Below are 23948 nucleotides of genomic sequence, written 5' to 3' on the forward strand. Positions count from 1 at the left end.
ACATTTGTTGGTTAGAAGAGGGTATGCGCGATGTTAAGTAAAGATCTTGAAGTAACCTTAAATCTTGCTTTCAAAGGTGCGCGCTCCAAGCGTCACGAATTTATGACCGTTGAGCACTTGTTATTGGCGCTCATCGATAATGATTCGGCTGCTAATGTACTGCGCGCTTGCGGTGCTGATTTAATGAGTCTGCGTAAAGAATTAATCGAGTTTGTCGATTCCACAACCCCGCTCATCCCTGAAAATGATTCCGAGCGCGAAACCCAACCAACCTTGGGCTTTCAACGCGTATTACAGCGCGCTGTATTTCATGTGCAATCATCCGGTAAACAAGAAGTCACTGGTGCCAATGTTCTAGTCGCCATTTTTAGCGAACAGGAAAGTCAGGCTGTTTATTACCTCAAACAACAAAGTATTGCCCGTATTGATGTGGTGAATTACATCACGCACGGCATCCATAAAGTATCTGGTCACACCGATCACAGTCACGACCATCACTCACCGCAAGAAAATCAGGATGAGGAGGCAGCAACAAGCGAGTCCAGCTCACAAAGCCCGCTGGAAAATTTTGCTGCAAACCTGAATGAAGCGGCGATGCAAGGCCGCATTGATCCACTGGTCGGCCGTGAGTTTGAAGTAGAGCGCGTATGCCAGATTTTGTCGCGTCGCCGCAAAAACAATCCGCTGCTGGTTGGCGAATCTGGTGTGGGTAAAACCGCAATAGCTGAGGGGCTTGCCAAACGTATTGTGGATGGCGATGTGCCTGAGACCTTGGCAGACAGTGTGGTGTACTCTCTGGATATGGGAGCATTGTTAGCGGGCACTAAATATCGCGGCGATTTTGAAAAGCGTTTCAAAAGCTTGCTCAATGAATTGAAGAAGCAAAAAAATTCTATTTTGTTTATCGATGAAATCCACACCATCATAGGTGCTGGTGCGGCCTCTGGCGGTGTGATGGATGCCTCTAACTTGTTAAAGCCACTGCTGTCATCCGGCGAAATTCGCTGCATGGGTTCAACGACTTATCAGGAATATCGCGGTATTTTTGATAAAGACCGCGCACTTTCACGCCGCTTCCAAAAAGTGGATGTAAATGAACCGACAGTCGAAGAAACTTATCAAATTCTCAAAGGGCTTAAGAGCCGTTTTGAAAAGCATCATAACTTGCGTTACACCGATGCTGCTTTGCGCGCAGCTGCGGAATTGGCCGAGCGCTACATTAATGATCGCTTCTTGCCCGATAAGGCAATCGATGTGATTGATGAAGCCGGTGCTTATCAACAGTTACAAACGCCAAGCAAACGCAAGAAAACGATTGGTGTTACCGATGTGGAAAATGTCGTGGCGAAAATTGCACGCATTCCTCCAAAAAGTGTGTCTTCATCTGATAAAGAGCAACTGCGCAAGCTGGATCAGAATTTGAAGATGACTGTATTCGGTCAAGACGAAGCAATCGATACTCTCGCCACGGCGATCAAGCTGTCGCGCGCTGGTCTGGGCGCTGCAGAGAAGCCAATCGGCTCATTCCTATTTGCTGGTCCGACCGGTGTAGGTAAAACCGAAGTCTGCCGCCAATTGGCTAAATGCATGGGGATGGAGCTGGTGCGCTTTGACATGTCGGAATATATGGAACGCCATACCGTATCGCGTTTGATTGGTGCTCCACCAGGTTATGTGGGTTTTGATCAGGGCGGTCTGTTGACGGATGCCATCACCAAACAACCGCATTGTGTCTTGTTGTTGGATGAGATCGAGAAGGCGCACCCAGAAGTCTTTAATTTGCTATTGCAGGTTATGGATCACGGTAGCTTGACCGATAACAATGGACGCAAAGCTGACTTCCGTAACGTTATCCTGATTATGACTACCAACGCGGGTGCAGAGGTAATGAGCCGTGCATCTATCGGCTTTACCCATCAAGATCACACTACCGATGGTATGGAAGCGATCAAGAAGATGTTTACCCCTGAATTCCGCAACCGTTTGGATGCGATAGTCCAGTTTGCATCGCTGACGCTCAATACCATCAAAACTGTGGTGGACAAATTCCTGATGGAATTGCAAACCCAGTTGGATGATAAGCATGTAACTCTGGAGATCAGCGACGACGCGCGTGAATGGTTAGCGATCCATGGTTACGATGTAAAAATGGGTGCACGCCCGATGGCGCGTTTGATTCAGGATAAGCTGAAGAAACCGTTGGCCGAAGAAATCCTATTTGGGTCACTCTCTCACGGCGGCGGTACAGTAGATGTGGATGTGGATACGATTGAAGATAAGTTGATTATAGAAGTGAAAGCTAAGCATGCGCAGCCTGCATAATTATCTTCCTTAATTAGCAGCTACACCGAAAAACAAAAAGCCGCACATGTGCGGCTTTTTGTTTTTATGCGAAACGTTAATGGATGCTATTAACGTGCACGATAGGTAATGCGGCCTTTAGTCAGGTCATAGGGAGTCATCTCAACCTTAACCTTGTCACCTGTCAAAATGCGGATGTAGTTTTTGCGCATCTTGCCGGAGATGTGGGCGATAACCACATGTCCATTCTCCAGTTTTACGCGAAAGGTGGTGTTGGGCAGGGTATCAACCACTTCGCCATCAAATTCAATGCAATCGTCTTTTGCCATGCGGCAGTTTCCTCAGGTTTCCAATAGTTCTACCTATCGCGATACTGCGATAGGAGGGGGTAAAAAAATAGGCGTGAATTGTGCCTTAATTAACCAGCGGCGCCAAGGGGAAAGGGGATAAAAGCGGGGTTTACTGCAATTTATCGCTTTGCTTTGCTGCAAATCTGCGCAAGTCGAAGCTAGAGCATTCAGTTAAGTCGCATCCAACGACGATTTACCAGCAATTCCAAGGGGCGATACTGAATCTTGTAATTCATCTTTTCGCACTCTTTGATCCAGTAGCCGAGATAGAGGTAGTCCAACCCAAGGCTTTTGGCCTTTTCGATTTGCGCAAGTATCGCAAATTTCCCCAAGCTGCGGCTCTCCTCGCTCGCATCGTAAAAGGTGTAGACCGCTGAAAGGCCATCCCCCAAGTGGTCGCACACCGACACACCAATCAAGCGCCCGTCCAGACGAAACTCAATGAACTGTGTAATACCCCATTCGCTGGTGAGAAATGCCTTGTATTGATCTTCGGATGGAGGATACATATCCCCGTCCTGATGACGGCTCTCGATATAGCGGGAGTAGAGGTTGTAGTGTTCGAGTGTGTTGATATTTTGAGTTATTTGCAGGGATAAGTCGCGATTGTGCTGAAAACAGCGGCGTTGTGAGCGGTTGGGTTTGAACAGCTTCACAGGGATGCGGCAGGAGACACAGGCCTGGCAGCGCAGGCATTGCGGACGATAGAGGTGCGCACCGCTGCGGCGAAAACCTAACTGCGATAATTGGGTGTAGAGTGTAGGGTCAATATTGGCTTCCGGATCGACAAATACCGTTGTCGCCTCTTGCCCATCGAGATAACTACAGGGGTGAGGTTGGGTCGCAAATAGCTTGAGGGTGGAGAGGTCAGACATGATTGCCTCGCGCAAATCCGGTTATTCCCAAGCAGCGACCGTCATATTCGACCAGATCAGCGAATTCGCGCCGGGTTTATCGGTAAAGTTTATCAGCATTCGCTGGAACTCTTCACGCGGGATTTCAACTGCCCCCAAACTAAACAGGTGGTCGTTAGCAACTTGGCAATCGATCAGCTGAAAATCCCAGGCGCGCAGCTGCCTTACCAGGTGAGCAAAACCTACTTTGGACGCATTATCGGCGCGGCTGAACATGGACTCGCCAAAAAATATCTGCCCCAAGGCGATACCGTAGAGCCCACCCACTAATTCAGCGCCGCGCCAGACTTCTACCGAGTGGGCAAAACCGCGTTCATGCAGCGCGCAATAGCCTGCAATGATGTCATCGCTAATCCAGGTTCCATCGGCGTAGGCGCGCGGTGCGGCGCAGGCGGTCATCACGGTGCGAAAACAGTTGTCGAAGGTCACACGATAAATCCCTTTGCGCAGGGTTTTGTGCAAACTTTTTGATATGTGCAGTTGATCGGGAAAAACCACGGTGCGCGGGCTGGGGCTCCACCATAAAATGGGGTCACCCGGATTAAACCAGGGGAATATTCCCCGATAATAAGCCGCGAGAATTCGCTCTGGCGATAAATCGCCACCGACCGCAAGCAGGCCTTCGGGGTTATCCAATGCATGCGCTGGATCAGGGAATTCATAATTGTCAGGGCTTAGCCAAGGGATTGAAATCATAGAATCCGTATCAATAGTTTATGCGTATAAAAAGACGAGGTTTATCGCGCACCGCTATAGTGGGGCTTACACAATATTTCTCACAAGTTTGAATTACTTGGCGCGTTTTTTGAGTGTAAAAGTGTAGCGAGAAATCAGTCAATAATTTGTTATTCCCTTTAATGCTTGAGAATTTTAGGGCTATGCTTAGGGATATCAGTTAATAGTTAATTTTTTATAGCCTGTTAATGTCAACATCGTTTACTGTTTTAGCAATCTGTCGTTTGCCGCTTTAGTCGCTAACCCGAGGTAGATTATGAGTATTTTCAGCCATTACCGCGAGCGTTTTGAAACTACCCAGCAGGAAGAATTAACGATTAAGGAGTATCTCGAACTCTGCAAAAAAGATCCCAGCGTTTACGCTTCCGCTGCCGAGCGCATGCTCATGGCGATTGGTGAACCGGAGATGATCGACACCTCGCAAGATGCACGTCTCAGCCGAATTTTTTCCAACAAAATCATGAAGCGCTATAAAGTCTTTAATGAATTTTATGGCATGGAAGAGTGTATCCAACAGATAGTGTCGTTTTTCAAGCATGCGGCGCAAGGGTTGGAGGAAAAGAAACAAATTCTATATCTGCTAGGCCCTGTGGGCGGTGGTAAATCTTCATTGGCTGAAATGCTTAAATCGCTCATGGAAAAAATGCCGATTTATTGCATCAAAGGTTCTCCCGTTTTTGAGTCGCCACTGGGGTTGTTTAATCCCGATGAGGACGGAAAAATTCTGGAAGAGGATTACGGCATACCGCGCCGGTATATCAAAACTATTATGTCGCCTTGGGCGGCCAAGCGTTTACACGAATTCCACGGCGATATTACCCAGTTCAAAGTGGTAAAAATGTATCCGTCCATTCTCAATCAGGTGGCTATTACCAAAACTGAACCGGGCGATGAAAACAACCAGGATATTTCTTCCCTGGTGGGTAAGGTTGATATTCGTCAATTAGAAGAGTTTCCGCAAAACGACCCGGATGCCTACAGTTTTAGTGGTGGCCTGTGCCGCGCCAACCAAGGGTTGATGGAATTTGTGGAGATGTTCAAGGCTCCTATTAAAGTGCTGCATCCGTTGTTGACCGCAACGCAAGAGGGCAACTTCAATAGCACTGAAGGCTTGGGAGCGATTCCGTTTGACGGGATTATTCTTGCGCACTCCAACGAATCGGAATGGCAAAACTTCCGTAACAACAAAAACAATGAAGCGTTTATTGACCGTGTGTACATTGTCAAAGTGCCTTATTGCCTGCGTGTAACGGAAGAGATGAAAATTTACGAAAAGCTTCTCCAAAATTCTTCACTTTCCAAAGCACCTTGTGCTCCCGATACACTGCGAATGCTTGCACAGTTCTCGGTGTTGTCGCGCATTAAAGAGCCGGAAAATTCCAATATATTTTCCAAAATGCGTGTGTACGATGGTGAAAACTTGAAAGACACAGATCCGCGCGCAAAATCATTGCAAGAGTATCGCGATGCAGCTGGTGTCGATGAGGGGATGACGGGTTTATCTACCCGTTTTGCTTTCAAAATTTTATCGAAAGTATTTAATTTTGATCCAACCGAGATTGCTGCTAACCCGGTGCATCTAATGTATGTGCTGGAGCAACAAATCGAACAGGAACAATTCCCCAAAGAAGTGCAAGAGAAATATCTGAATGCCTTAAAAGAATTCATTTCACCCAAATACGTGGATTTCATCGGCAAAGAAATCCAGACTGCCTATTTGGAATCTTACGCGGAATATGGGCAAAATATTTTCGACCGCTACGTGACCTATGCGGATTTTTGGATTCAGGATCAGGAGTATCGCGACCCTGAAACCGGAGAGATCCTCAACCGTTCGTCGCTCAATGATGAGTTGGAAAAAATCGAGAAGCCGGCCGGAATCAGCAACCCGAAAGATTTCCGCAACGAGATAGTCAATTTTGTATTGCGAGCTAAAGCGAATAATGCGGGTAAAAATCCGGATTGGCGCAGCTATGAAAAACTGCGCATCGTGATTGAGAAGAAAATGTTCTCCAATACCGAGGATTTGTTGCCAGTGATTTCATTCAATGCCAAGGCCTCGGTGCAAGACAAGAAAAAACATCACGACTTTGTGCAGCGCATGGTGGAGCGCGGTTACACCGAAAAACAAGTGCGGTTGTTATCTGAATGGTATCTGAGAGTTAGAAAATCGCAGTAAATCTGTCTTCTCTTGCGAATTTCTGTTGCGTTGCAAACGTTAAGGTTGAAGTATGAGTTACATTATTGATCGACGTCTCAATGCCAAAAACAAAAGCGCCGTAAATCGCCAACGCTTTTTACGGCGCTATCGCCACCAAATTCAAAAAGCGGTTTCCGATGCGGTAAGTGAAAGATCCATCACCGATATTGATAAAGGCGGTAAAGTCAGTATTCCTGCGCGTGATATTAGTGAGCCAAGTATTTATCATGGCCAAGGTGGTCACAATGAACGTGTTTTGCCGGGCAATAAACATTTTTCGGAGGGCGATAAAATTGCACGGCCCGAAGGTGGTAGCGGGCAGGGCAGTGGCGGCAACGCCAGTAATTCCGGTGAGGGTATGGATGATTTTTCATTCACACTGTCACAAGAAGAATTTCTGGATTTTATGTTCGACGGTTTGGAGCTCCCCAACCTTATCAAGCGGCAACTGTCCGGGTTGGAAGAGTTTAAAACCGTTCGTGCCGGTATTGCCAATGAAGGTCAACCCGGGCGAATTAATATTGTCCGCTCGTTGCGCTCCGCCAATATGCGGCGCATTGCTTTAGCGTCTGGCAAACGGCGGCAATTGGCTGAGTTGCAAGCAGAGTTATCTGCCTTGGTGGCTATTCCAGAAGCAAAACGCGATAAAGAGCGCGAGCAGGAATTAATGCATGCAATTGCTAAATTGGAAAAAGCCATTGGCCGTATCCCCTGGCTGGATACTTTCGATCTCAAATACAACCTGCATATCAAACAACCTATCCCTCGCTCCAAGGCGGTGATGTTTTGCATTATGGATGTGTCTGGTTCTATGGACCAGGCCACCAAAGATATCGCCAAGCGTTTTTTTATCCTGCTGTATTTATTTTTGCAGCGCAATTACGAAAAAACAGAAATTGTATTTATTCGCCACCACACCAGTGCCAAAGAAGTGGATGAGGACGAATTTTTTCATTCGCGCGAAACCGGTGGCACCGTTGTATCCAGTGCCTTGCGCCTGATGCAGGAAATTATTCGGGATCGCTATTCACCTGAGGTGTGGAATATTTATGGTGCACAGGCCTCGGATGGCGATAACTGGGGTGAAGATTCAGATGTGTGCCGAGATATCCTGGTCGATGATCTTTTACCCAATTGCCAATATTTTTCCTATATTGAAATCACTAACAACGAACATCAAGCCCTCTGGAATACCTATGAGTCCATCCAAGAGGAATATCCGGATCATTTTGCCCTGCAACATATCCGCGAAGTAAGTGATATTTACCCCGTCTTTCGTGAACTTTTTCATAAGAAGGTTGCATGAATAAACCACTGTTTGTCACCTCTGAATGGAATTTTGATTTGATTCGGGAGTGCGACCAGATTCTCGGCGAGCTTGCCAAAGAATTCGGTCTGGATACCTACCCCAACCAAATTGAAGTGATCAGTTCCGAACAAATGATGGATGCCTATTCGTCTGTGGGTATGCCCATAGGGTACAGTCATTGGTCTTACGGTAAACAACTGCTCAGTACCGAGCATTCGTATAAACGTGGACAAATGGGGTTGGCCTACGAAATCGTCATTAATTCAAATCCTTGTATTGCGTATTTAATGGAAGAAAATACCATGACCATGCAAGCGCTGGTAATTGCGCATGCCTGTTATGGTCACAACTCTTTTTTTAAAGGTAATTATTTATTCCGCACCTGGACCGATGCCAGTTCCATTATTGACTATCTGGTTTTTGCCAAAAACTACATCAGTAAATGCGAGGAGCGTTACGGCATAGCAGCGGTGGAGGATATCCTGGATTCCTGTCACGCCTTGATGAATTATGGCGTAGATCGGTACAAACGCCCTTATCCTATTTCTGCACATGAGGAAGAGCGCCGCCAGAGCGAGCGTGAAGAATATTTGCGCAAGCATGTGAACGATTTGTGGCGCACTATCCCCAAATCCGCCGCAAGCGATGCACAAAAAAATGCCCCCCGATTCCCGGCTGAGCCGCAAGAGAATATTTTGTATTTTTTGGAAAAAAATTCACCTTTGCTTGAGCCATGGCAGCGCGAAGTTATTCGCATCGTTCGCAAAATAGCCCAGTATTTTTATCCGCAGCGTCAAACACAAGTGATGAACGAAGGCTGGGCAACATTTTGGCATTACACCTTATTAAATGAATTGCATGCGCGCGGCTATGTTAGCGATGGTTTTATGCTGGAGTTTTTGCAGTCCCACACCAGCGTAGTGGCACAGCCCGCGTACGATAGTCCCTATTTTAGTGGTATTAATCCCTATACCCTTGGTTTTTCGATGATGAGCGATATTCGCCGCATCTGCGAAAAACCTACCGATGAAGATCGTATCTGGTTTCCTGAAATTGCCGGTTCGGATTGGAAACAAACCCTGCAATTTGCGATGAAAAACTTTAAAGATGAAAGTTTTATCCTGCAATTCTTGTCGCCCAAGGTGATGCGCGATTTAAAGTTGTTCAGTATTGTCGATGATGATCAGCAGGACAAAATCAACGTTGATGCCATCCATAATGAAACAGGGTTTAAACGGCTGCGAGAGACTTTGGCTGGACAATATAATCTGGGTAATCGCGAGCCAAACATTCAGGTTTACAATGTTGAAGTGCGTGGCGATAGATCTTTGACCCTGCATCATTACATGCATAATCGTCGCCCTTTAGGCGAGTCTACACCTGAAGTATTAAAACACCTGCATCGCCTTTGGGGATTTGATGTGCATTTGCATTCTGTTGATGGGGGAGAGATCAAACAGAGTTACCACTGCACACAAAACAAAATCGTCTGACTTTTCCAGTTAATTTTATCGGCTGTAGGTAAGAATTTGCCCGCTAAAGATTTGGCTGGTTTTAATCGCAACTTCTGGTTTGCGCTGGCTATGTGAATAACCCAGCGAAACCATTTTTTTGCTAAACTTTGCGTGATGCCCACGCCCCGGATCTACCAAAATAATATCGCAGTGCGGTGCGGCATGTTGGTTAATAAACTCCGACAGTAAATCCACATGTTCGCTTTCGTATAAAAGATCGCTACCGATAATAACGTCAAACAAACCTAAATCACTAACTGGATCATCCCAGCCGGTGCGGATGAACGGAATAATTTTATCCTGATTAAGTTCTGCGTTTTCAATTAAAAAACCTTCCACTTCCGGATGATAATCTGTTGCGGTGATGTTAGCCTCGCGGTGATTTAAGACCAGACTAGCCAGGGCAATTCCACAACCCACCTCCAGAATGCGCTTCTCACCAATCGCATAATCCACCATCAATTGCGCCAGTACTTCTCCGGATGGCCATACAATTCCAAAGAGTGGCCATGAGGCAGAAGAAATACCCAGCGCTTCAGCCTCGCCTTTATCATCAGAGAACTCCTGGTTGTCACGCAGGCTGCGGATGTGAATATCGGTAGAGCCAAATTCAATGGTTTGGTAGCGAACACGTAGCTTTGCCATAAAAGGCCTTTAGGAGAGAGGAGTGATACGAAGCGCGTATGTGTCGGGACCGCGTTGCTGCGTGTGTCCAACTATTGTACGCCTTAAGGGGGTGTAAAAATTGTATAATTTCGCAGCTTTGAACTTTCGAATATTCATGAGGTCAGTAAAAAACTGAACGAATGCAGGGCCACACTTTTTGTTCAATAAATACACTGTGTGACATCGGAATAAAATCTATAAAAATAGGATTTCTATGAAAAACGTATCACGTCATTTTTTACTTATTTTATCGTTGCTGATTACCCCCGTCCTCGGCGCACGCGAGATTGCTTTCACCTTTGATGATGCACCAACACCAGATTCTGCCTTGATGACGGGACAGGAGCGAACTAAACGACTGATTGATGTGTTGGTTGCAGCCAAAGTGCCAGATGCATTATTTTTTGTGAAAGCGGATTACATCAATAGCGACACTCAAAAACGCTTGGAACAATACGCTGCTGCTGGATTTCATTTAGCCAATCACAGCTATAGCCATAAATCGGCGAGCGAGCTGGGAACCCTGGATTACCCAACGGATGTCTACAACGCCCATTTACTGCTGAAACCGCTCAAAAATTTCTTGCCTTATCATCGCTTCCCTTATTTGCATTATGGCAAAGATGTGGCTGCAATCACTTCATTGCAACAATCGCTCACAGAGCTTGGCTACAAAGATGGCTATGTCACTATAGATAATTTTGATTGGTACTTCAGTTCGCTGCTAACAAAAGCAGCGGAAGAAAAAAAGACGATTGACTATGATAAAGCACGAAAACTCTATGTAGAGATGCTCTATAAATCTATTGAGTTTTACGATGCAATTGCTAAAAAATCACTTGGCCGTTCGCCGCAGCATGTAATGCTGTTACATGAAAATGATGCGGCTGCATTATTTGTGGGCGATTTGATTGCACACCTGCGTAGCAAAGGTTGGAAAATCATTAGCCCTCAACAAGCCTATCAGGATCCTATTGCTCGCAATTTTCCGAATGTCGCATTTCACAAACAGGGTAGAGTAGCCGCTATTGCTAATAGCAAAGGTGTCCCCGAATCTGAGTTGCGTCATGTATCGGAAAACACTGAATATATTGATAAGGCCTTTTCGAAAGTGGGCGTGATTTTTAACCAACAATAAGTAAGTGAATAAAATGTTTATCAGAAAAATCTTTTTTTTGTTAGTGTTAGGCTTTGTCGGTTTTATGAGTAGTAGTTATGCAAATCAGCTTCCTCCATTTGGTTACCCTGCATATGAAACTGTCAATATTCATGCGAACAGTAATAACAAAGATTATGAGCTCTATGTGCAGCTACCCAAGTCTTATAATGATACAAAGTCAAGTTACCCATTAATTATCGTCAATGACACCAATTTTGCGTTTCCAGTTACCAATGGCGCCATGGCGTTAATGGGAGGTGCTGTTGTTAAAGAGGCGATTGTTGTAGGCATTTCCTACTCCAAGGGGGATGATCGCGCGATCAGCCGTACGCGTGACTACACACCCACATTTTCACCGATAGATAAAAATGGTAATTCAAGCCCGGCTCGTATGGTATCTGGGCATGCCAAAGAGTATGTAGATTTTATTGAAAGCCAGGTCATTCCTTTGTTGCAAAAAAAATACCGCGTTGATTCAAAAACGAGAGTTTTTGTTGGGCACTCTTACGGCGGATTACTCGGGACCTATATTTTATTTAAAAAGCCCCACTTGTTTACCGACTATATTATCGGTAGCCCATCTTTATGGTACGACAATCGCATTATGTTTGCGCTTGAAAAAGAGTTTTCCAAAACTAGTAGCCGGTTGCCTGCGAATGTCGCTATGTTTGTCGGATCACTGGAAAATGATTATTACCCGATGGTTACCGATTTATTGGCGATGGAGAAACAACTGCGCTCACGCAATTATGAAGGATTTAATTTGCGTGTTGAGGTTTTGCAGGATGAAAATCATCACAGTGTTTTTCCCGGTCTTCTTTCTAAAGGATTGATGGCAATGCTTCCGTTTAAAAACTAGGATATAGCGATAGAGCCTTAAGAGAAATAGTTCTATAGGCTCTTTTTATCGGGTTAACTCATACACACACATATTCACCGCCGATGCCAAATTCAGCGATTCAATAGCACCACAGCCTGCAATAGTGAATGCTTGTGCATTCATTTTTTGCAGCGCCTCACGTGGTACACCGCGCGCTTCGTTGCCAAACACATAGCAGTCGAACTGTTTAAAGCTGCTATCGCTCAATACTTTACCATTCATATCCAAAGTGGCGATGGATTTAAAACGCGATGCGATTGATTCAAGTGGTACATCCAATTCCACAGGCACATGAAAAATAGCTCCCATACTGGAGCGGACTACTTTGGGATTATAAGGGTCAACCGAGCCGGGGCTGAGCAAACAGCGGAAATTGCCGAACCAGGCGAGGCTGCGCAAAATAGTGCCGAGGTTGCCTGGGTCTTGCACTTCATGAAGATAAATTGCACGTTCATTTTTGTTGGTAGCGTTGCTGCTGGATAGGATTGGCGCTACCGCAATAATTCCTTGCGGTGTTTTAGTGTCTGATAGCTGCGCCATATGTTTTTCGCTGACCAGATTTTTTTTGAAACGGCTGGGAAAATTATGGTAAGTTTCAGTGACGAATAATTCGCACTCCTGCAAGGCGGTGTTTTGTTCAGCTGCTTTTTCCAATTCCAAAATCAGGTGCTCGCCTTCCACCAAAAAATAACCGAACTCTGTCCGGTATTTTTTTTGGTGAAGTTTTTTAATGTCGTCGATTTTTAATTGCATCGTATTAACCTTGTAAATCGGCGAGCATAGCTTTAGCAACGGCTTCAGCGACTTTGATTCCGTCAACGCCTGCGGAAAGAATTCCTCCGGCATAACCCGCACCTTCACCTGCCGGGTACAAGCCGCGAGTATTTAAACTCTGCAGCGATTCATGTTCGCGCGTAATCCGCACAGGTGATGAAGTGCGGGTTTCAATCCCGGTGAGAATGGCATCATTGCGATCAAAGCCACGAATTTGTTTGCCGAATTCAGGCAGGGCTTCGCGAATCGCTTCGATAACATAATCGGGCAGTGAAGAGGCCAAATCGCCGAGTAATACACCGGGTTTATACGATGGTTCAACTTCTCCAAATTCAGTTGAGGCTTTACCGCGAATAAAATCACCGACTAATTGCCCCGGCGCGCAGTAATCTCTGCCGCCCAATTCAAACGCGTGGGACTCCAATTTTTCTTGCAGTTCGATGCCGGCAAGTGGGCCACCGGGAAAATCTTCTTCCGGATTAATTCCCACCACAATACCGGCATTGGCATTGCGCTCATTGCGCGAGTATTGGCTCATACCATTGGTGACAACGCGATTGGGTTCCGATGTTGCAGCAACAACGGTTCCTCCCGGGCACATACAAAAACTGTAAACCGCGCGGCCATTTTTTGCGTGATAGACAACCTTGTAATCAGCAGCGCCGAGTTCCGGATGGCCGGCATATTTGCCGAGGCGTGCGTGATCGATGAGGGATTGTGGGTGTTCGATGCGAAAGCCCACTGCAAAGGGTTTTGCTTCCACATACACGCCGCGCTCATGCAGTTTACGAAAGGTATCACGCGAGCTATGCCCGAGAGCAAGTACTACATAACGGCTGCGCAATGTTTCCCCATCGGCTAGCGTCACACCTTCAATGCGGCCGTTCTCGATAATAAAATCTGTCACTTTACTTTCAAAACGCACTTCACCGCCGAGGCTTTTAATTTCTTCGCGCATCGCCGCGACGACACCGGTTAAACGGAAGGTACCTATGTGCGGTTTGCTCACATACATAATTTCTTCCGGCGCACCAGCGCGTACAAATTCATGCATGACTTTGCGGCCGTAAAATTTCGGATCTTTAATTTGGCTGTAGAGTTTTCCGTCGGAAAATAAACCTGCGCCCCCTTCACCGAATTGCACGTTGGATTCCGGTGTTAAGACTTTATTGCGCCAGAGTGCCCAAGTGTCTTTGGTGCGGCGGCGGACATCTTTGCCACGTTCCAACACAATCGGTTTAAAACCCATTTGTGCGAGTGTCAGTGCCGCGAATAAACCACAGGGGCCAAAACCAATAACAATTGGACGCTCGTTTAAATCGGCAGGTGCTTCTGCGACGGGATAGTAATTGGTGTCGGGCGCGGGGCGAATATTTTTGTCGTCCGCAAAACGGCGGAGAATTTTTTCTTCGTTATTCGCTTGTAAATCGATGATGTAAACAAAGGTGATTTCGTTGTTCTTTTTGCGTGCATCGTAACTGCGTTTAAAAACGGTGAAATTGAGCAAGTCAGTATCTTTGATTTTCAGACGCTTGACGATGGCAGTGCGCAGGGCTTCAGCGGGGTGATCCAATGGCAGTTGGAGTTCGGTAATGCGAATCATGAGGGCTCCTGGCCGGTGACTGTCCGGCAAAGGGGGGAATATCTAACGGTTGGCGCGCATTTTACGCTGGTTTTGGGGGAGCGGTCACGAATCTTGCCCTTTTTAGCCCACTTTTCTGTCATCAAAGCTTCATTTGGCTGCCATCGAATCGTCATAAAACCTCACCATCCTTCCTTGCTAGTGTCTTCTCAATCAACTTTTATCAAGGATAAGCCCATGCAATTTGCAAAGAAAATCCTGCCCCTCTTGATCGTCATATCACTACCCGCACTGATGGTTGGCTGCGGTGGCGATGATGGTAAAAACGGTGTTAACGGCACTAACGGCGCTAATGGTTCCAACGGCGCCAACGGTACTGACGGTAAAACCAGTTTGATTAAGCAGACCGTTCTGACAGCGGGTGATGCACAATGCTTCAGTGGCGGCCTGAAAATCGAATCCGGTATCGATGCAAACAACGATCAGAGTTTGCAAGCAACGGAAGTAGCGCAGACCAGTTATCAATGCGATAAAACTGCGCTTAACAGCCAGATGAATTTTAATCGTGTCGCTACTTTTCCTGTGTGTTTGCAAATCAATGCAACCTGCAACACTAATGATGAAACCGCAGCAGAAATTGTGGCAGCTAGCAGCGATGGTATGACCTTGATTTACACCGATTCGTTTAAAAAACAAATCGGATTTGTGAATATCAGTAATCCATCGCTGCCAAAACCCAAGGGTGTTTTGGCGATGGGCGGTGAACCAACCTCGATTGCGGTAAAAGGTGGTCATGCGTTAGTAGCGGTAGATACTTCAGCCGATTTTGTTAATGCATCGGGTGATTTTGTGGTTGTTGATATCGCTACACAGGCGATTGTTCACCGAGCCAGCCTGGGCGGTCAGCCGGATTCAGTTGCTATTAGTCCCGACGGTAAATATGCGGCCATCGTTATAGAAAACCAACGCGATGAAGGCCTTAACGGCGGGCTTCCACCACAATTACCTGCGGGTAAATTAGTTGTCGTAGATTTGACGGCTGCTGCCCCCTCGAGCTGGACGCTGCGCGATGTAAATTTAACTGGCATCGCCACTTTGTATCCTGCAGACCCGGAGCCAGAATTTGTCGATATCAATACTGACAATATCGCTGTGGTTACGTTACAAGAAAATAATCACATCGCGTTGGTGGATTTAGTAACAGCTACAGTAACTACGCATTTCACGGCGGGCACGGTCGATATGGTAAATGTTGACCTCACCGATAATCGCCCAGCGGTAATTAAGCCGATTGAAGTCAAAAATGCACAACTGCGTGAACCCGATGGCGTTACCTGGATTAATAAAGATTATTTCGCAACAGCAAACGAAGGTGATTTAAACGGCGGTAGCCGTGGGTTCACCGTATTTAATAAACAAGGCCAAGTGGTGTGGGATTCAGGCTCAACGCTGGATGATATGGCCATTCGCTTTGGTCATTACCAAGATCGTCGCTCGGATGCCAAAGGCAATGAGCCAGAAAATATTGAAATGGGTGTGTTCGGCGGCAACCGTTATTTATTTGTTAACTCTGAACGTTCCAGTGTGATTTTTGTTTACGATGTTGCTGATCCAACCAAGCCTGCTTTCAAACAAGTGTTACCGGCCAGTGCGGCACCCGAAGGTGGTTTGGCGATTCCCGCGCGCAATTTGTATGTGGTTGCATCGGAAAGCGATCTGCGCGGTGTAGCGATTCGCTCCGGCTTAAATATTTACAATTACAACCAGCAAGCTGCGCGTTATCCGACGGTGCAATCAGTGAATCGCCCGGATGGAAATCCAATTCCCTGGAGCGCCTTGTCAGCTTTGTCTAGCGATGTGAACAATCCTAATACCCTCTATTCAATCGAAGATAGTTTTTTTGGCCAGAATAGAATTTTCACTGTGGATGTGAGCAGCAAGCCTGCACTGATTATTGGCGAAACCAAAATCATGGACACCAATAATGTGTTTGCAAATTCAGGTGTGAATGCGCATTTGGCCAGCTTCACCAATGCGGAATTGGCGGCGATGATTAATGCGGATAAATCTGTGAATATCGACCCTGAAGGTTTGGCCAAAGCGGCAGATGGTGGCTTCTGGATCGCATCTGAAGGGTCAGGTGCGGCTGCCAGTGCGGTATCAATGAATTTGATTTTTAAAACCGATGCCTTTGGTGTGATTGAATCGGTGATTCATTTGCCTGCAGCAGTTAACGCACTACAAATCAATAACGGTTATGAAGGCATAGCGGAATACAACAACAGTTTGTATCTCGCGTTCCAGCGCGCATGGGCAGGCGAAGCAAATCCACGCATCGGGATTTATGATTTGGCTGCAAAAACCTGGAAGTTTGTCTACTACTCGCTCGATGCTTACAGCTCACAATTTGCGGGTGGTTGGGTAGGCTTGTCGGAAATTACGGCTATCGGCAATGGCGAGTTTATGGTGTTAGAGCGTGATAATCGCGGCGGCTTGGATGCCTCTATCAAACGCCTGTACAAAATTAATTTACAAGCAGTAACTGATGGCCAAACTATCACCAAGACACTGATTAAAGATATCAAGCCAGTATTAGGTGCAACGACGGGACCATTAATTGAGAAAGTTGAAGGTACCGCGCTGATGGCAAATGGCGATGTATACATGGTGACCGACAACGACGGTGTGAATGACCACAGCGGCGAGACCCAGCTGATTAATTTGGGCAAGCTGTTTTAACGGGCTGTTTCCTCGGTGCGACTTAAGGGAGCTTCGGCTCCCTTTTTTGTGGGGGCGTTTTTTGTTTTATGCTGTGCGACCGCTTACAATGGCCAAGTTTCCTAAGTTAATTAGAGTTATTCATGGCCAGATCCAAAAGCAGCAACCGTTGGTTGGAAGAACACGTCAACGATCCTTATGTCAAAAAAGCGCAGGTGGATGGCTATCGCGCGCGCGCGGCTTATAAGCTGCTCGAACTTAATGAAAAAGATAAATTGATTCGCCCCGGTATGATGGTGGTGGATTTGGGCTCGGCGCCGGGTAGTTGGTCGCAAATTGCGGGGCGTTTGGTGGGCGTGAAGGGCAGGGTAATTGCCTCGGATATTTTGCCGATGGATTCTCTGGAGCACGTGGATTTTATCCAGGGTGATTTCACCGAAGAAGTGGTGTTCAACCAGATCATGGAAAAACTCGGTGGCAATCGTGCCGATGTTGTTATCTCCGATATGGCGCCCAACATCAGCGGTGTGGATGCGGTGGATCAAGCATCGTCCATGTACCTGGTGGAGCTTGCATTGGATATGGCGCGCAGCGTATTAAAACCCAAAGGGGATTTTGTCGCAAAAGTATTTCACGGTGAAGGCTACGACGATTACGTGAAAGAGGTGCGTACGTCATTTGAAAAAGTCGTGATCCGCAAACCTGATGCATCGCGCCCACGCTCACGTGAAGTTTATGTAGTGGGTAAGGGATTTAAAGGTTAACTCTATGACTCTAGGCTGGGTGATTGCGGGTACTATTGCTCAGCTTATGTTGGGTATGATGTCGTTTCTGTTAGTTGCATTTTCGGCGGCGGGTATAGCAAACGAAAAAACGCTGAATAAATTGCAGATGGCATGGTTAAATATCGCGCTTTATGTGTTACCCGCCAGTTGCTTTTTTAGTGCGGGATTCGTTGCCTGGCGCTATTATCAGGATGTAACAACCAGCGCGTACTACTGGTATTTATTGCCTGCCCCGTTTATCGGTTTTTATCTCATCTACGCTATTCGACTCAATTCAAAGAATTAATCTCTTTTCGTCGGAAAATTTTTCCCTGCTACTGATTGCTTTATAACGATGAAATACAATCTTGCGCAACCACGGCTTTAAAAAATGTAAAGCCTTCTTTTTTAGCTTATTGCATCAAAGTGTTGCGCGATTCAGCCGATACATAGAAGGAACCTATGGAGGATGTTTGATGGAAGTCACCCTTGCCCGGATTAGCTTATTATTCTCAACCGACCAGGCCACCATATGGTGACAATGCACTCATCAAACAAGAAAACCGCTATGAATTGATTAATCACCACTTTGAATATTTCCCCAAGGAGTATCTGGATAAATTGGGTGGTAATTACACCTACACTATTGAGTAAGAGCAGGGCAGCGCTAGCCGGATTTTATCCATGACCAATGAGCGCGTGAATAGTGTGTGGGGTGCACAGGAAGCAAGCAAAAAAACAAATTAGCCAGTTTGTGAATTATAAATTAGTCGATCAGGATGATTATTCCTAAGGCGATCGCCGCGTGCAGGAATTTGCGGAGCTGTTAGTGAAGTGGCAAAGTAATAAACAAATGTTGGCTGTTGACGAGGTGTTGCAGTCTACTAAGGAAAATTTGTTTTTGAATATCTGCCGCAGTTAAATCGTTAGTGCAGCTCAATAGCAGGGAGCCAGTGCTCGCTGCTATCGACAGGATCGTGCAGTTTTTTTATTGCGATTTTTGCTGTTGGGCTTTGACGTATTTCATAATGTTAACGAAAGTGTCCGTCCAATAAATATCTTTATTGGCTGCCAAATACTTTACTAATTCTTCGTGCGCTTCTTTGGACACCACCAAGTGATCGCCACCAATTCCGTGAAAGGTAAAGTTAGCCATGGTGCCTTTGGCTGCTGCTTCTTTCACAACAGCAATTAACTGCTCTCCGGTAACACCGTTCGGAAAATCAACGGGGACTACATAGGGATCCAGTGTTTTCATATCGGGGGTGACACCACCAAAGCCCGCTTTAATGGCGACAAATTCACTCTTTAATCCATCGACATAATTACTGCCACTGGCTTTCAAATCGATGCAGGGTGGAGTGTAGGTGCGTTCAGTTTTGCCATCGATCGAGTGCAAAAACGCATTGGTCACTTTAACTTGATCCTGCATTTGAACGACGCTGACTTTATCCAGATCGCGATCTGCCGGTACCCATTCCCGCCCTGGGCTGCTTTTAGAGCATTGGTGAAAAATGCTGTGGTTTCCCAGTTCATGGCCTTTTTTAGCGGCAGCTCGCCAGTCAGAGAGGCGAGTCGTCAGTGTGGGGCTGACGACATTCAAATAGAAAGTGCCTTTGAGCTTGTATTTATTCAGCGTGGGAATCGCGTTATCGAGTTGGCTATCCAATGCGTCGTCATAGGCGAGATTCACTGCAGCTTTGGCGCCATTAGGCCAAGTGAAAGATTTTTCTGCTGCAAGACTCGCGTGGGTACCCAACGCCAAGCCGATGCCGATTAATAGGTAGGGGATTTTTATTGTCATTGTTGAGGTCTCTTGTTGATTGAATTATTAGGCTAGCAAAGATAGTCAGTTCTTACCTGTTTACCTATTGCATTTACATTTCTGCACAGAGGTTTCTGCACTCTTAATTGCTTTTGTTTTTTTCATTCAGAATATAAATCTGTTTAATCATTAGAAAAAAATATGAGCATTTGTTAATCAGTTCTCGGAAACCCAGTACAATTAAAATGAGAATGACAGCGCTGTCTTAATGAGTAAGACAAATAACAATAATAACATTAATGTATTTTTAAGCGACAAACGCTCTCCACTTTAGCAGTCATCAACACCTCGGTTTGCTGAGCAAATTCGAGTGCCAACTTATTCAACGCGTCATGTTTTTACATCGAATGTGAAGGGATCACAGGTGCGGCGACGGATTTTAAGCGTGGCTGCACTTTGTTTGCCGACGGGCAGGCGACAGGAGTGTGCGGCATTGAATCGCCCTTTGCTAAAGGGTAAATCAACAATAACGAGGGGCATCCACCCTTTTTCCTGAACAATCAAGGAGACAATATATGATTACTCCGCCCAAAAAGAACCTGAGCCTGTTGGCAGTGTTAAGCCTTTGCACTATGGCGATGGGTTACAGCAGCGCGACTTCTGCTGCCTGCTCTTACAACATCGACAACGAGTGGAATACGGGGGCAACCGGTACTATCAAAATCACTAACTCGACTACCTCTACGATTAACGGTTGGTCTGTGAGTTGGCAGTACGCTACTAACCGCTTGACCGGTTCGTGGAATGCGACTGTGTCGCCTACCAACCCCTACACCGCGACCAACTTAGGCTGGAACGCCACTATCCCGCCAGGCCAAACCGTGAGTTTTGGTTTCCAATTGAACAAAAATGGTGGTGCGTTGGAGCGTCCAACCGTAAATGGTTCTGTCTGTTCGGGTGGTTCAGCCGCATCTTCGGTTCCTTCGTCGGTATCTTCATCATCAAGATCAGCAACCCCTTCGTCTATATCTTCGTCATCAAGATCGGCGGCTCCATCGTCTGTAAGCTCTTCTTCGACTAGTGCTAGCTGCCTCCAACAATGTAATTGGTACGGCACTGTGTATCCGCTTTGCGTGACCACTACCAGCGGTTGGGGTTATGAGAACAACAGAAGTTGTATTTCCAGAACCACCTGTGCCAGCCAACCTGCTCCGTTTGGTGTGACAGGTGTGTGCGGTAATTCATCGAGTGTGGTGAGTTCCAGCCGTTCAAGTTCATCGTCTTCTGTTACCCCAAGTTCACGCTCAAGTTCAAGTATTAGTGTAACCAGTAGCTCGATCAGTTCATCGCGCTCAAGTACGCCAAGCTCGATCAGTTCTTCGCGTTCAAGCACTCCCAGTTCGATCAGTTCTTCGAGCCGATCCAGTGTTAGTCCCGGCGGTGTCTTCCGTGTGGATGCAACCGGCAACATCACCAAGAACGGCACTGTATTCCCTGTTCGCTGCGGAAACTGGTTTGGTCTTGAAGGCCAACATGAGCCTAAAGATGCAGAAAACAATGCTGACGGTGCACCAATGGAGCTTTATGCGGGCAACATGTGGTGGGCAAATACCGGCCGCACTATCCAGCAGACCATGACCGAGATTAAAGCCCAAGGCATCAACATGATTCGCCTGCCGATTGCACCCCAAACGCTCGATGCGACAAACCCGCAAGGGATTGGCGATATCCGTGCTGGCGGCGTGTTAAAAAATCATCCGTCTGTGCGTCAAACCAATGCGCGTCAAGCCATGGAGGATTTCATCAAGTTGGCCGATCAGAACAATATCGAGGTGTTGGTGGATATCCACTCCTGCTCCAACTATGTTGGTTGGAGAGCTGGCCGTTTGGATGCACGCCCTCCCTATGTCGATGCGACTCGCGAAAACTATGAATACACTCGTGAAGGCTATTCTTGTGCGCCAGTGGGCACTCCGGGTGTCACCACTCACGCTTACAACGAATCTATCTGGTTGGATAACCTGAGAGACATCGCTGGTCTTTCTACCAAGTTGGGTGTTGATAACATTATTGGTATCGATATTTTCAATGAGCCATGGGATTACACCTGGGCCGATTGGAAGCGTCTGTCTGAAAGCGCCTACACCGCCATCAATTCGGTTAACCCGGATATGTTGATTTTCGTGGAAGGTATTTCAGCTACTGCCGACAATCAGGATGGTTCACCATCTACCATCACCGAAGTTCCACACGGATCGGAAGACTACAATCCCAACTGGGGTGAAAACCTGTTTGAAGCGGGCACCAGCCCACTCAACATTCCGAAAAGCCGTTTGGTTTATTCTCCACACACCTATGGTCCATCAGTATTCGTACAGAAACACTTTTTGGATCCTGCGCAAACTGCTTGCGCCGGTCTTGAAGGTGATGCCGCCGCTGATGCTGATTGTAGAATCGTGATCGACGCAGCCAAACTGAGAGCAGGTTGGGATGAACACTTCGGTTACTTGCGAGCGCAAGGTTTTGCGATGGTTGTCGGAGAATTTGGTGGCAATATGGATTGGCCACAAAAAGGCAGTATTTCTGACCGTACCAAGTGGAACCACATTACCACCAATGTCGATCAGCAATGGCAACAAGCGTTTGTTAGCTATATGAAAGAGAAAAACATCCAGGCTTGTTATTGGTCTATCAATCCGGAATCGGGTGATACCCATGGCTGGTATGGTCATTCCTATGACCCTGTTAGTAACGAATCCGGCTGGGGAACCTGGCTGCCTTTCGATACGCGCAAAACCACCTTGTTGAAAGATCTTTGGGGCAATTAATTAATCATTGATCTGTCACTAAAACCCGGAGCTGACGCAAGTTGGCTCCGGGTTTTTTATTGCCCGGGTTTTAACAGAAAAATTTTGTGGTAATGTGCGTTCACTATTTTTTATTGGAGCTAGCCATGACTTGGGTAATGTTGATTGTTGGTTTGGTTTTGTTGGTGGTGGGTGCAGATTTGTTGATCAAGGGGGCTGCACGGCTTGCCTCCAATTTTGGTGTGCCCGCGTTGGTCATTGGCCTCACGGTAGTGGCGTTTGGTACCAGTGCGCCGGAGCTTGCAGTCAGTGTTAAAGCGGCTTATTCCGGTCAGGCAGAATTGGCCATCGCCAATGTGGTGGGCAGTAATATTTTCAATGTCTTGTTCATTCTCGGCCTTGCGGCGCTTATCTCTCCACTCATTATTTCCCACCAATTAATTCGCCAGGACGTGCCGATTATGGTTGGCGTATCCATAGTGGCAGTGCTTATGACACTCGACGGTAATATTAATAGAATAGAAGCCGCGATACTCGCTATTGGTCTGGTGAGCTACACCTGGTTTTTGTTTTATCAAGGCAAACAAAAAGGTGTGGATGTTTCCGATGGCGAAGTGGAAGAGATGTTAAAGACCAATGCGCCTATGTGGCAGAACATACTGCTCGTTGTCGGTGGATTAATTTTATTAGTGATGGGCGCGCGTTGGTTGGTGCAAAGTGCAATCGAACTTGCCACTGCATGGGGTGTGAATGAAGCAGTGATTGGGTTGACAATTGTGGCAGCTGGAACTTCGCTGCCTGAGGTGGTGACTTCGATAGTTGCTACCCTGCGCGGTCAACGTGATATCGCGGTAGGTAACGTAGTAGGTAGCAATATTTTCAATATTCTGTGCGTGTTAGGCTTGTCGGGCTTAGTATCGCCAATCCCGCTGATAGCCGGAGAGCAATTGGCCGGTTTTGATATTCCGGTAATGCTAGGTGTTGCTGCACTCTGCTTACCGATATTTTTTATCGGCTCTGTACTCAATCGCATTGAAGGGTTTATGTTCCTGTTACTCTATGTTGCTTATGTATGGGTGTTGATTGCCATGGCGTTGTCACTGGGATATTTGGCGCAGTTGCAAACCGCTATCCTCTACGGATTGATCCCAGTTGTCCTTGCGTATGTATTGGTGACATTGGTGTTGGAGCTGCGTAAGCGTCGCGCGTAGTCGCGCGTAATAGTGGAATAGTTGTTAGCCCTATAGATGGTTATTAACAATAGGGCTAACAACTTCTCTGTGTCGGTCAATTTTTTTATCTGTTTCTATCCTTGTAAAGAGTTGTAACTGTCCGTTGACTCATGAAAACTCCAGTGACAGACTAGTATCACTTTCCCTTCACCTATTTTCTCTATCTGTACAGGAGCCTCAAATATGACCGTCTTTGATATTGCTCTCCTGTCGGCTGCTTGATTACCCGCCTGTATTCTCGTTTTTCGGGTTTCCTAATGGCCGCGTAATCGCGCGCC

The 23948-nt window shown here is 46.5% G+C and carries 20 protein-coding genes; 12 read left to right on the forward strand and 8 right to left on the reverse strand.

Going from position 1 to position 23948, the window contains the following annotated elements:
- Window positions 1-30 precede the first annotated feature (30 nt).
- Entirely contained in the window at window positions 31-2322 is a 2292-nt protein-coding gene (gene clpA, locus B4E62_RS21025; protein WP_331353432.1) for an ATP-dependent Clp protease ATP-binding subunit ClpA, read from the forward strand.
- A gap of 89 nt (window positions 2323-2411) precedes the next feature.
- On the opposite strand, the gene infA is transcribed toward clpA, so the two are convergent.
- The 3 genes from infA to aat form a co-directional block, all read right to left on the reverse strand.
- Window positions 2412-2630 (reverse strand): translation initiation factor IF-1, encoded by a 219-nt coding sequence (gene infA, locus B4E62_RS21030; protein WP_039916411.1) that lies wholly within the window; start codon window positions 2628-2630, stop codon window positions 2412-2414.
- A gap of 188 nt (window positions 2631-2818) precedes the next feature.
- A complete protein-coding gene (locus B4E62_RS21035; RefSeq protein ID WP_310073454.1) occupies window positions 2819-3526 on the reverse strand; it encodes an arginyltransferase in 708 nt (235 codons plus the stop codon).
- Between the two features lie 21 nt (window positions 3527-3547).
- Window positions 3548-4261 (reverse strand): leucyl/phenylalanyl-tRNA--protein transferase, encoded by a 714-nt coding sequence (gene aat, locus B4E62_RS21040; protein ID WP_310073455.1) that lies wholly within the window; start codon window positions 4259-4261, stop codon window positions 3548-3550.
- 295 nt (window positions 4262-4556) lie between these two features.
- Here aat and B4E62_RS21045 point away from each other — a divergent pair, with 295 nt between their 5' ends.
- From B4E62_RS21045 to B4E62_RS21055, 3 genes are read left to right on the forward strand one after another with little or no spacing between them, the layout of a single operon-like run.
- The gene (locus tag B4E62_RS21045) at window positions 4557-6479 is read left to right on the forward strand and encodes a PrkA family serine protein kinase (protein ID WP_310073458.1); all 1923 of its coding nucleotides are present in this window, start codon (window positions 4557-4559) and stop codon (window positions 6477-6479) included.
- 52 nt (window positions 6480-6531) lie between these two features.
- Window positions 6532-7806 (forward strand): YeaH/YhbH family protein, encoded by a 1275-nt coding sequence (locus tag B4E62_RS21050; RefSeq protein ID WP_310073459.1) that lies wholly within the window; start codon window positions 6532-6534, stop codon window positions 7804-7806.
- Complete coding sequence (locus B4E62_RS21055; protein WP_331353433.1) at window positions 7803-9302, forward strand: SpoVR family protein; 1500 nt, start codon at window positions 7803-7805, stop codon at window positions 9300-9302. Before B4E62_RS21050 ends, B4E62_RS21055 begins: the two co-directional genes overlap by 4 nt.
- A 15-nt stretch (window positions 9303-9317) precedes the next feature.
- Here the strand turns inward: B4E62_RS21055 and B4E62_RS21060 are convergent, their stop codons facing one another.
- Window positions 9318-9968, reverse strand: coding sequence for a histidine kinase (locus B4E62_RS21060; RefSeq protein ID WP_331353434.1), 651 nt, complete (start codon window positions 9966-9968; stop codon window positions 9318-9320).
- Between the two features lie 235 nt (window positions 9969-10203).
- Between B4E62_RS21060 and B4E62_RS21065 the strand changes: the two genes are divergently transcribed.
- Both B4E62_RS21065 and B4E62_RS21070 read left to right on the forward strand, forming a co-directional pair.
- On the forward strand, window positions 10204-11127 hold the full coding sequence (locus B4E62_RS21065) for a polysaccharide deacetylase family protein (RefSeq protein WP_331353435.1): 924 nt from the start codon (window positions 10204-10206) through the stop codon (window positions 11125-11127).
- A gap of 13 nt (window positions 11128-11140) precedes the next feature.
- Complete coding sequence (locus tag B4E62_RS21070) at window positions 11141-12007, forward strand: alpha/beta hydrolase (RefSeq protein ID WP_331353436.1); 867 nt, start codon at window positions 11141-11143, stop codon at window positions 12005-12007.
- A 45-nt stretch (window positions 12008-12052) separates the two neighbouring features.
- On the opposite strand, the gene B4E62_RS21075 is transcribed toward B4E62_RS21070, so the two are convergent.
- Both B4E62_RS21075 and B4E62_RS21080 read right to left on the reverse strand, forming a co-directional pair.
- Window positions 12053-12781, reverse strand: coding sequence for an RNA methyltransferase (locus B4E62_RS21075; RefSeq protein WP_331353437.1), 729 nt, complete (start codon window positions 12779-12781; stop codon window positions 12053-12055).
- A gap of 4 nt (window positions 12782-12785) precedes the next feature.
- A complete protein-coding gene (locus B4E62_RS21080) occupies window positions 12786-14405 on the reverse strand; it encodes an NAD(P)/FAD-dependent oxidoreductase (RefSeq protein WP_331353438.1) in 1620 nt (539 codons plus the stop codon).
- Between the two features lie 216 nt (window positions 14406-14621).
- Between B4E62_RS21080 and B4E62_RS21085 the strand changes: the two genes are divergently transcribed.
- The 4 genes from B4E62_RS21085 to B4E62_RS21100 all read left to right on the forward strand — a co-directional run bounded on the left by B4E62_RS21085 (window position 14622) and on the right by B4E62_RS21100 (window position 18520).
- Window positions 14622-17123 carry an esterase-like activity of phytase family protein gene (locus B4E62_RS21085; RefSeq protein WP_331353439.1) on the forward strand — a complete coding sequence of 834 codons (2502 nt, stop codon included), beginning with the start codon at window positions 14622-14624 and terminating at the stop codon, window positions 17121-17123.
- Window positions 17124-17245: 122 nt separating this feature from the next.
- Window positions 17246-17866 (forward strand): 23S rRNA (uridine(2552)-2'-O)-methyltransferase RlmE, encoded by a 621-nt coding sequence (gene rlmE, locus B4E62_RS21090; RefSeq protein WP_331353440.1) that lies wholly within the window; start codon window positions 17246-17248, stop codon window positions 17864-17866.
- Window positions 17867-17870: 4 nt separating this feature from the next.
- Complete coding sequence (locus B4E62_RS21095; protein WP_331353441.1) at window positions 17871-18173, forward strand: hypothetical protein; 303 nt, start codon at window positions 17871-17873, stop codon at window positions 18171-18173.
- 182 nt (window positions 18174-18355) lie between these two features.
- Window positions 18356-18520: a hypothetical protein gene (locus B4E62_RS21100; protein WP_331353442.1), complete on the forward strand. Its 165-nt coding sequence runs from the start codon at window positions 18356-18358 to the stop codon at window positions 18518-18520.
- A 334-nt stretch (window positions 18521-18854) separates the two neighbouring features.
- Here B4E62_RS21100 and B4E62_RS21105 read toward each other — a convergent pair whose 3' ends face one another.
- Both B4E62_RS21105 and B4E62_RS21110 read right to left on the reverse strand, forming a co-directional pair.
- Window positions 18855-19670: a polysaccharide deacetylase family protein gene (locus B4E62_RS21105; RefSeq protein WP_310073483.1), complete on the reverse strand. Its 816-nt coding sequence runs from the start codon at window positions 19668-19670 to the stop codon at window positions 18855-18857.
- Window positions 19671-20021: 351 nt separating this feature from the next.
- The gene (locus B4E62_RS21110) at window positions 20022-20171 is read right to left on the reverse strand and encodes a hypothetical protein (RefSeq protein ID WP_331353443.1); all 150 of its coding nucleotides are present in this window, start codon (window positions 20169-20171) and stop codon (window positions 20022-20024) included.
- 35 nt (window positions 20172-20206) lie between these two features.
- Between B4E62_RS21110 and B4E62_RS21115 the strand changes: the two genes are divergently transcribed.
- Together B4E62_RS21115 and B4E62_RS21120 are read left to right on the forward strand one after the other, a co-directional pair.
- Entirely contained in the window at window positions 20207-22459 is a 2253-nt protein-coding gene (locus tag B4E62_RS21115) for a cellulase family glycosylhydrolase (RefSeq protein ID WP_331353444.1), read from the forward strand.
- A 125-nt stretch (window positions 22460-22584) separates the two neighbouring features.
- Window positions 22585-23649, forward strand: coding sequence for a calcium/sodium antiporter (locus tag B4E62_RS21120; protein WP_331353445.1), 1065 nt, complete (start codon window positions 22585-22587; stop codon window positions 23647-23649).
- Window positions 23650-23948: the final 299 nt, after the last annotated feature.

Origin of the sequence: Cellvibrio sp. UBA7671 (assembly GCA_002483145.1) — a bacterium.
Taxonomy (GTDB): Bacteria; Pseudomonadota; Gammaproteobacteria; order Pseudomonadales; family Cellvibrionaceae; genus Cellvibrio; species Cellvibrio fibrivorans.

Coding starts and splice junctions, on each gene's coding strand:
- B4E62_RS21110 (WP_331353443.1), bottom strand. CDS start 20,171: ATGCCCCTCGTTATTGTTGATTTACCCTTTAGCAAAGGGCGATTCAAT.
- B4E62_RS21075 (WP_331353437.1), bottom strand. CDS start 12,781: ATGCAATTAAAAATCGACGACATTAAAAAACTTCACCAAAAAAAATAC.
- B4E62_RS21045 (WP_310073458.1), top strand. CDS start 4,557: ATGAGTATTTTCAGCCATTACCGCGAGCGTTTTGAAACTACCCAGCAG.
- B4E62_RS21035 (WP_310073454.1), bottom strand. CDS start 3,526: ATGTCTGACCTCTCCACCCTCAAGCTATTTGCGACCCAACCTCACCCC.
- B4E62_RS21095 (WP_331353441.1), top strand. CDS start 17,871: ATGACTCTAGGCTGGGTGATTGCGGGTACTATTGCTCAGCTTATGTTG.
- B4E62_RS21105 (WP_310073483.1), bottom strand. CDS start 19,670: ATGACAATAAAAATCCCCTACCTATTAATCGGCATCGGCTTGGCGTTG.
- aat (WP_310073455.1), bottom strand. CDS start 4,261: ATGATTTCAATCCCTTGGCTAAGCCCTGACAATTATGAATTCCCTGAT.
- B4E62_RS21115 (WP_331353444.1), top strand. CDS start 20,207: ATGATTACTCCGCCCAAAAAGAACCTGAGCCTGTTGGCAGTGTTAAGC.
- B4E62_RS21085 (WP_331353439.1), top strand. CDS start 14,622: ATGCAATTTGCAAAGAAAATCCTGCCCCTCTTGATCGTCATATCACTA.
- rlmE (WP_331353440.1), top strand. CDS start 17,246: ATGGCCAGATCCAAAAGCAGCAACCGTTGGTTGGAAGAACACGTCAAC.
- clpA (WP_331353432.1), top strand. CDS start 31: ATGTTAAGTAAAGATCTTGAAGTAACCTTAAATCTTGCTTTCAAAGGT.
- B4E62_RS21065 (WP_331353435.1), top strand. CDS start 10,204: ATGAAAAACGTATCACGTCATTTTTTACTTATTTTATCGTTGCTGATT.
- B4E62_RS21060 (WP_331353434.1), bottom strand. CDS start 9,968: ATGGCAAAGCTACGTGTTCGCTACCAAACCATTGAATTTGGCTCTACC.
- B4E62_RS21055 (WP_331353433.1), top strand. CDS start 7,803: ATGAATAAACCACTGTTTGTCACCTCTGAATGGAATTTTGATTTGATT.
- B4E62_RS21050 (WP_310073459.1), top strand. CDS start 6,532: ATGAGTTACATTATTGATCGACGTCTCAATGCCAAAAACAAAAGCGCC.
- B4E62_RS21070 (WP_331353436.1), top strand. CDS start 11,141: ATGTTTATCAGAAAAATCTTTTTTTTGTTAGTGTTAGGCTTTGTCGGT.
- B4E62_RS21120 (WP_331353445.1), top strand. CDS start 22,585: ATGACTTGGGTAATGTTGATTGTTGGTTTGGTTTTGTTGGTGGTGGGT.
- infA (WP_039916411.1), bottom strand. CDS start 2,630: ATGGCAAAAGACGATTGCATTGAATTTGATGGCGAAGTGGTTGATACC.
- B4E62_RS21080 (WP_331353438.1), bottom strand. CDS start 14,405: ATGATTCGCATTACCGAACTCCAACTGCCATTGGATCACCCCGCTGAA.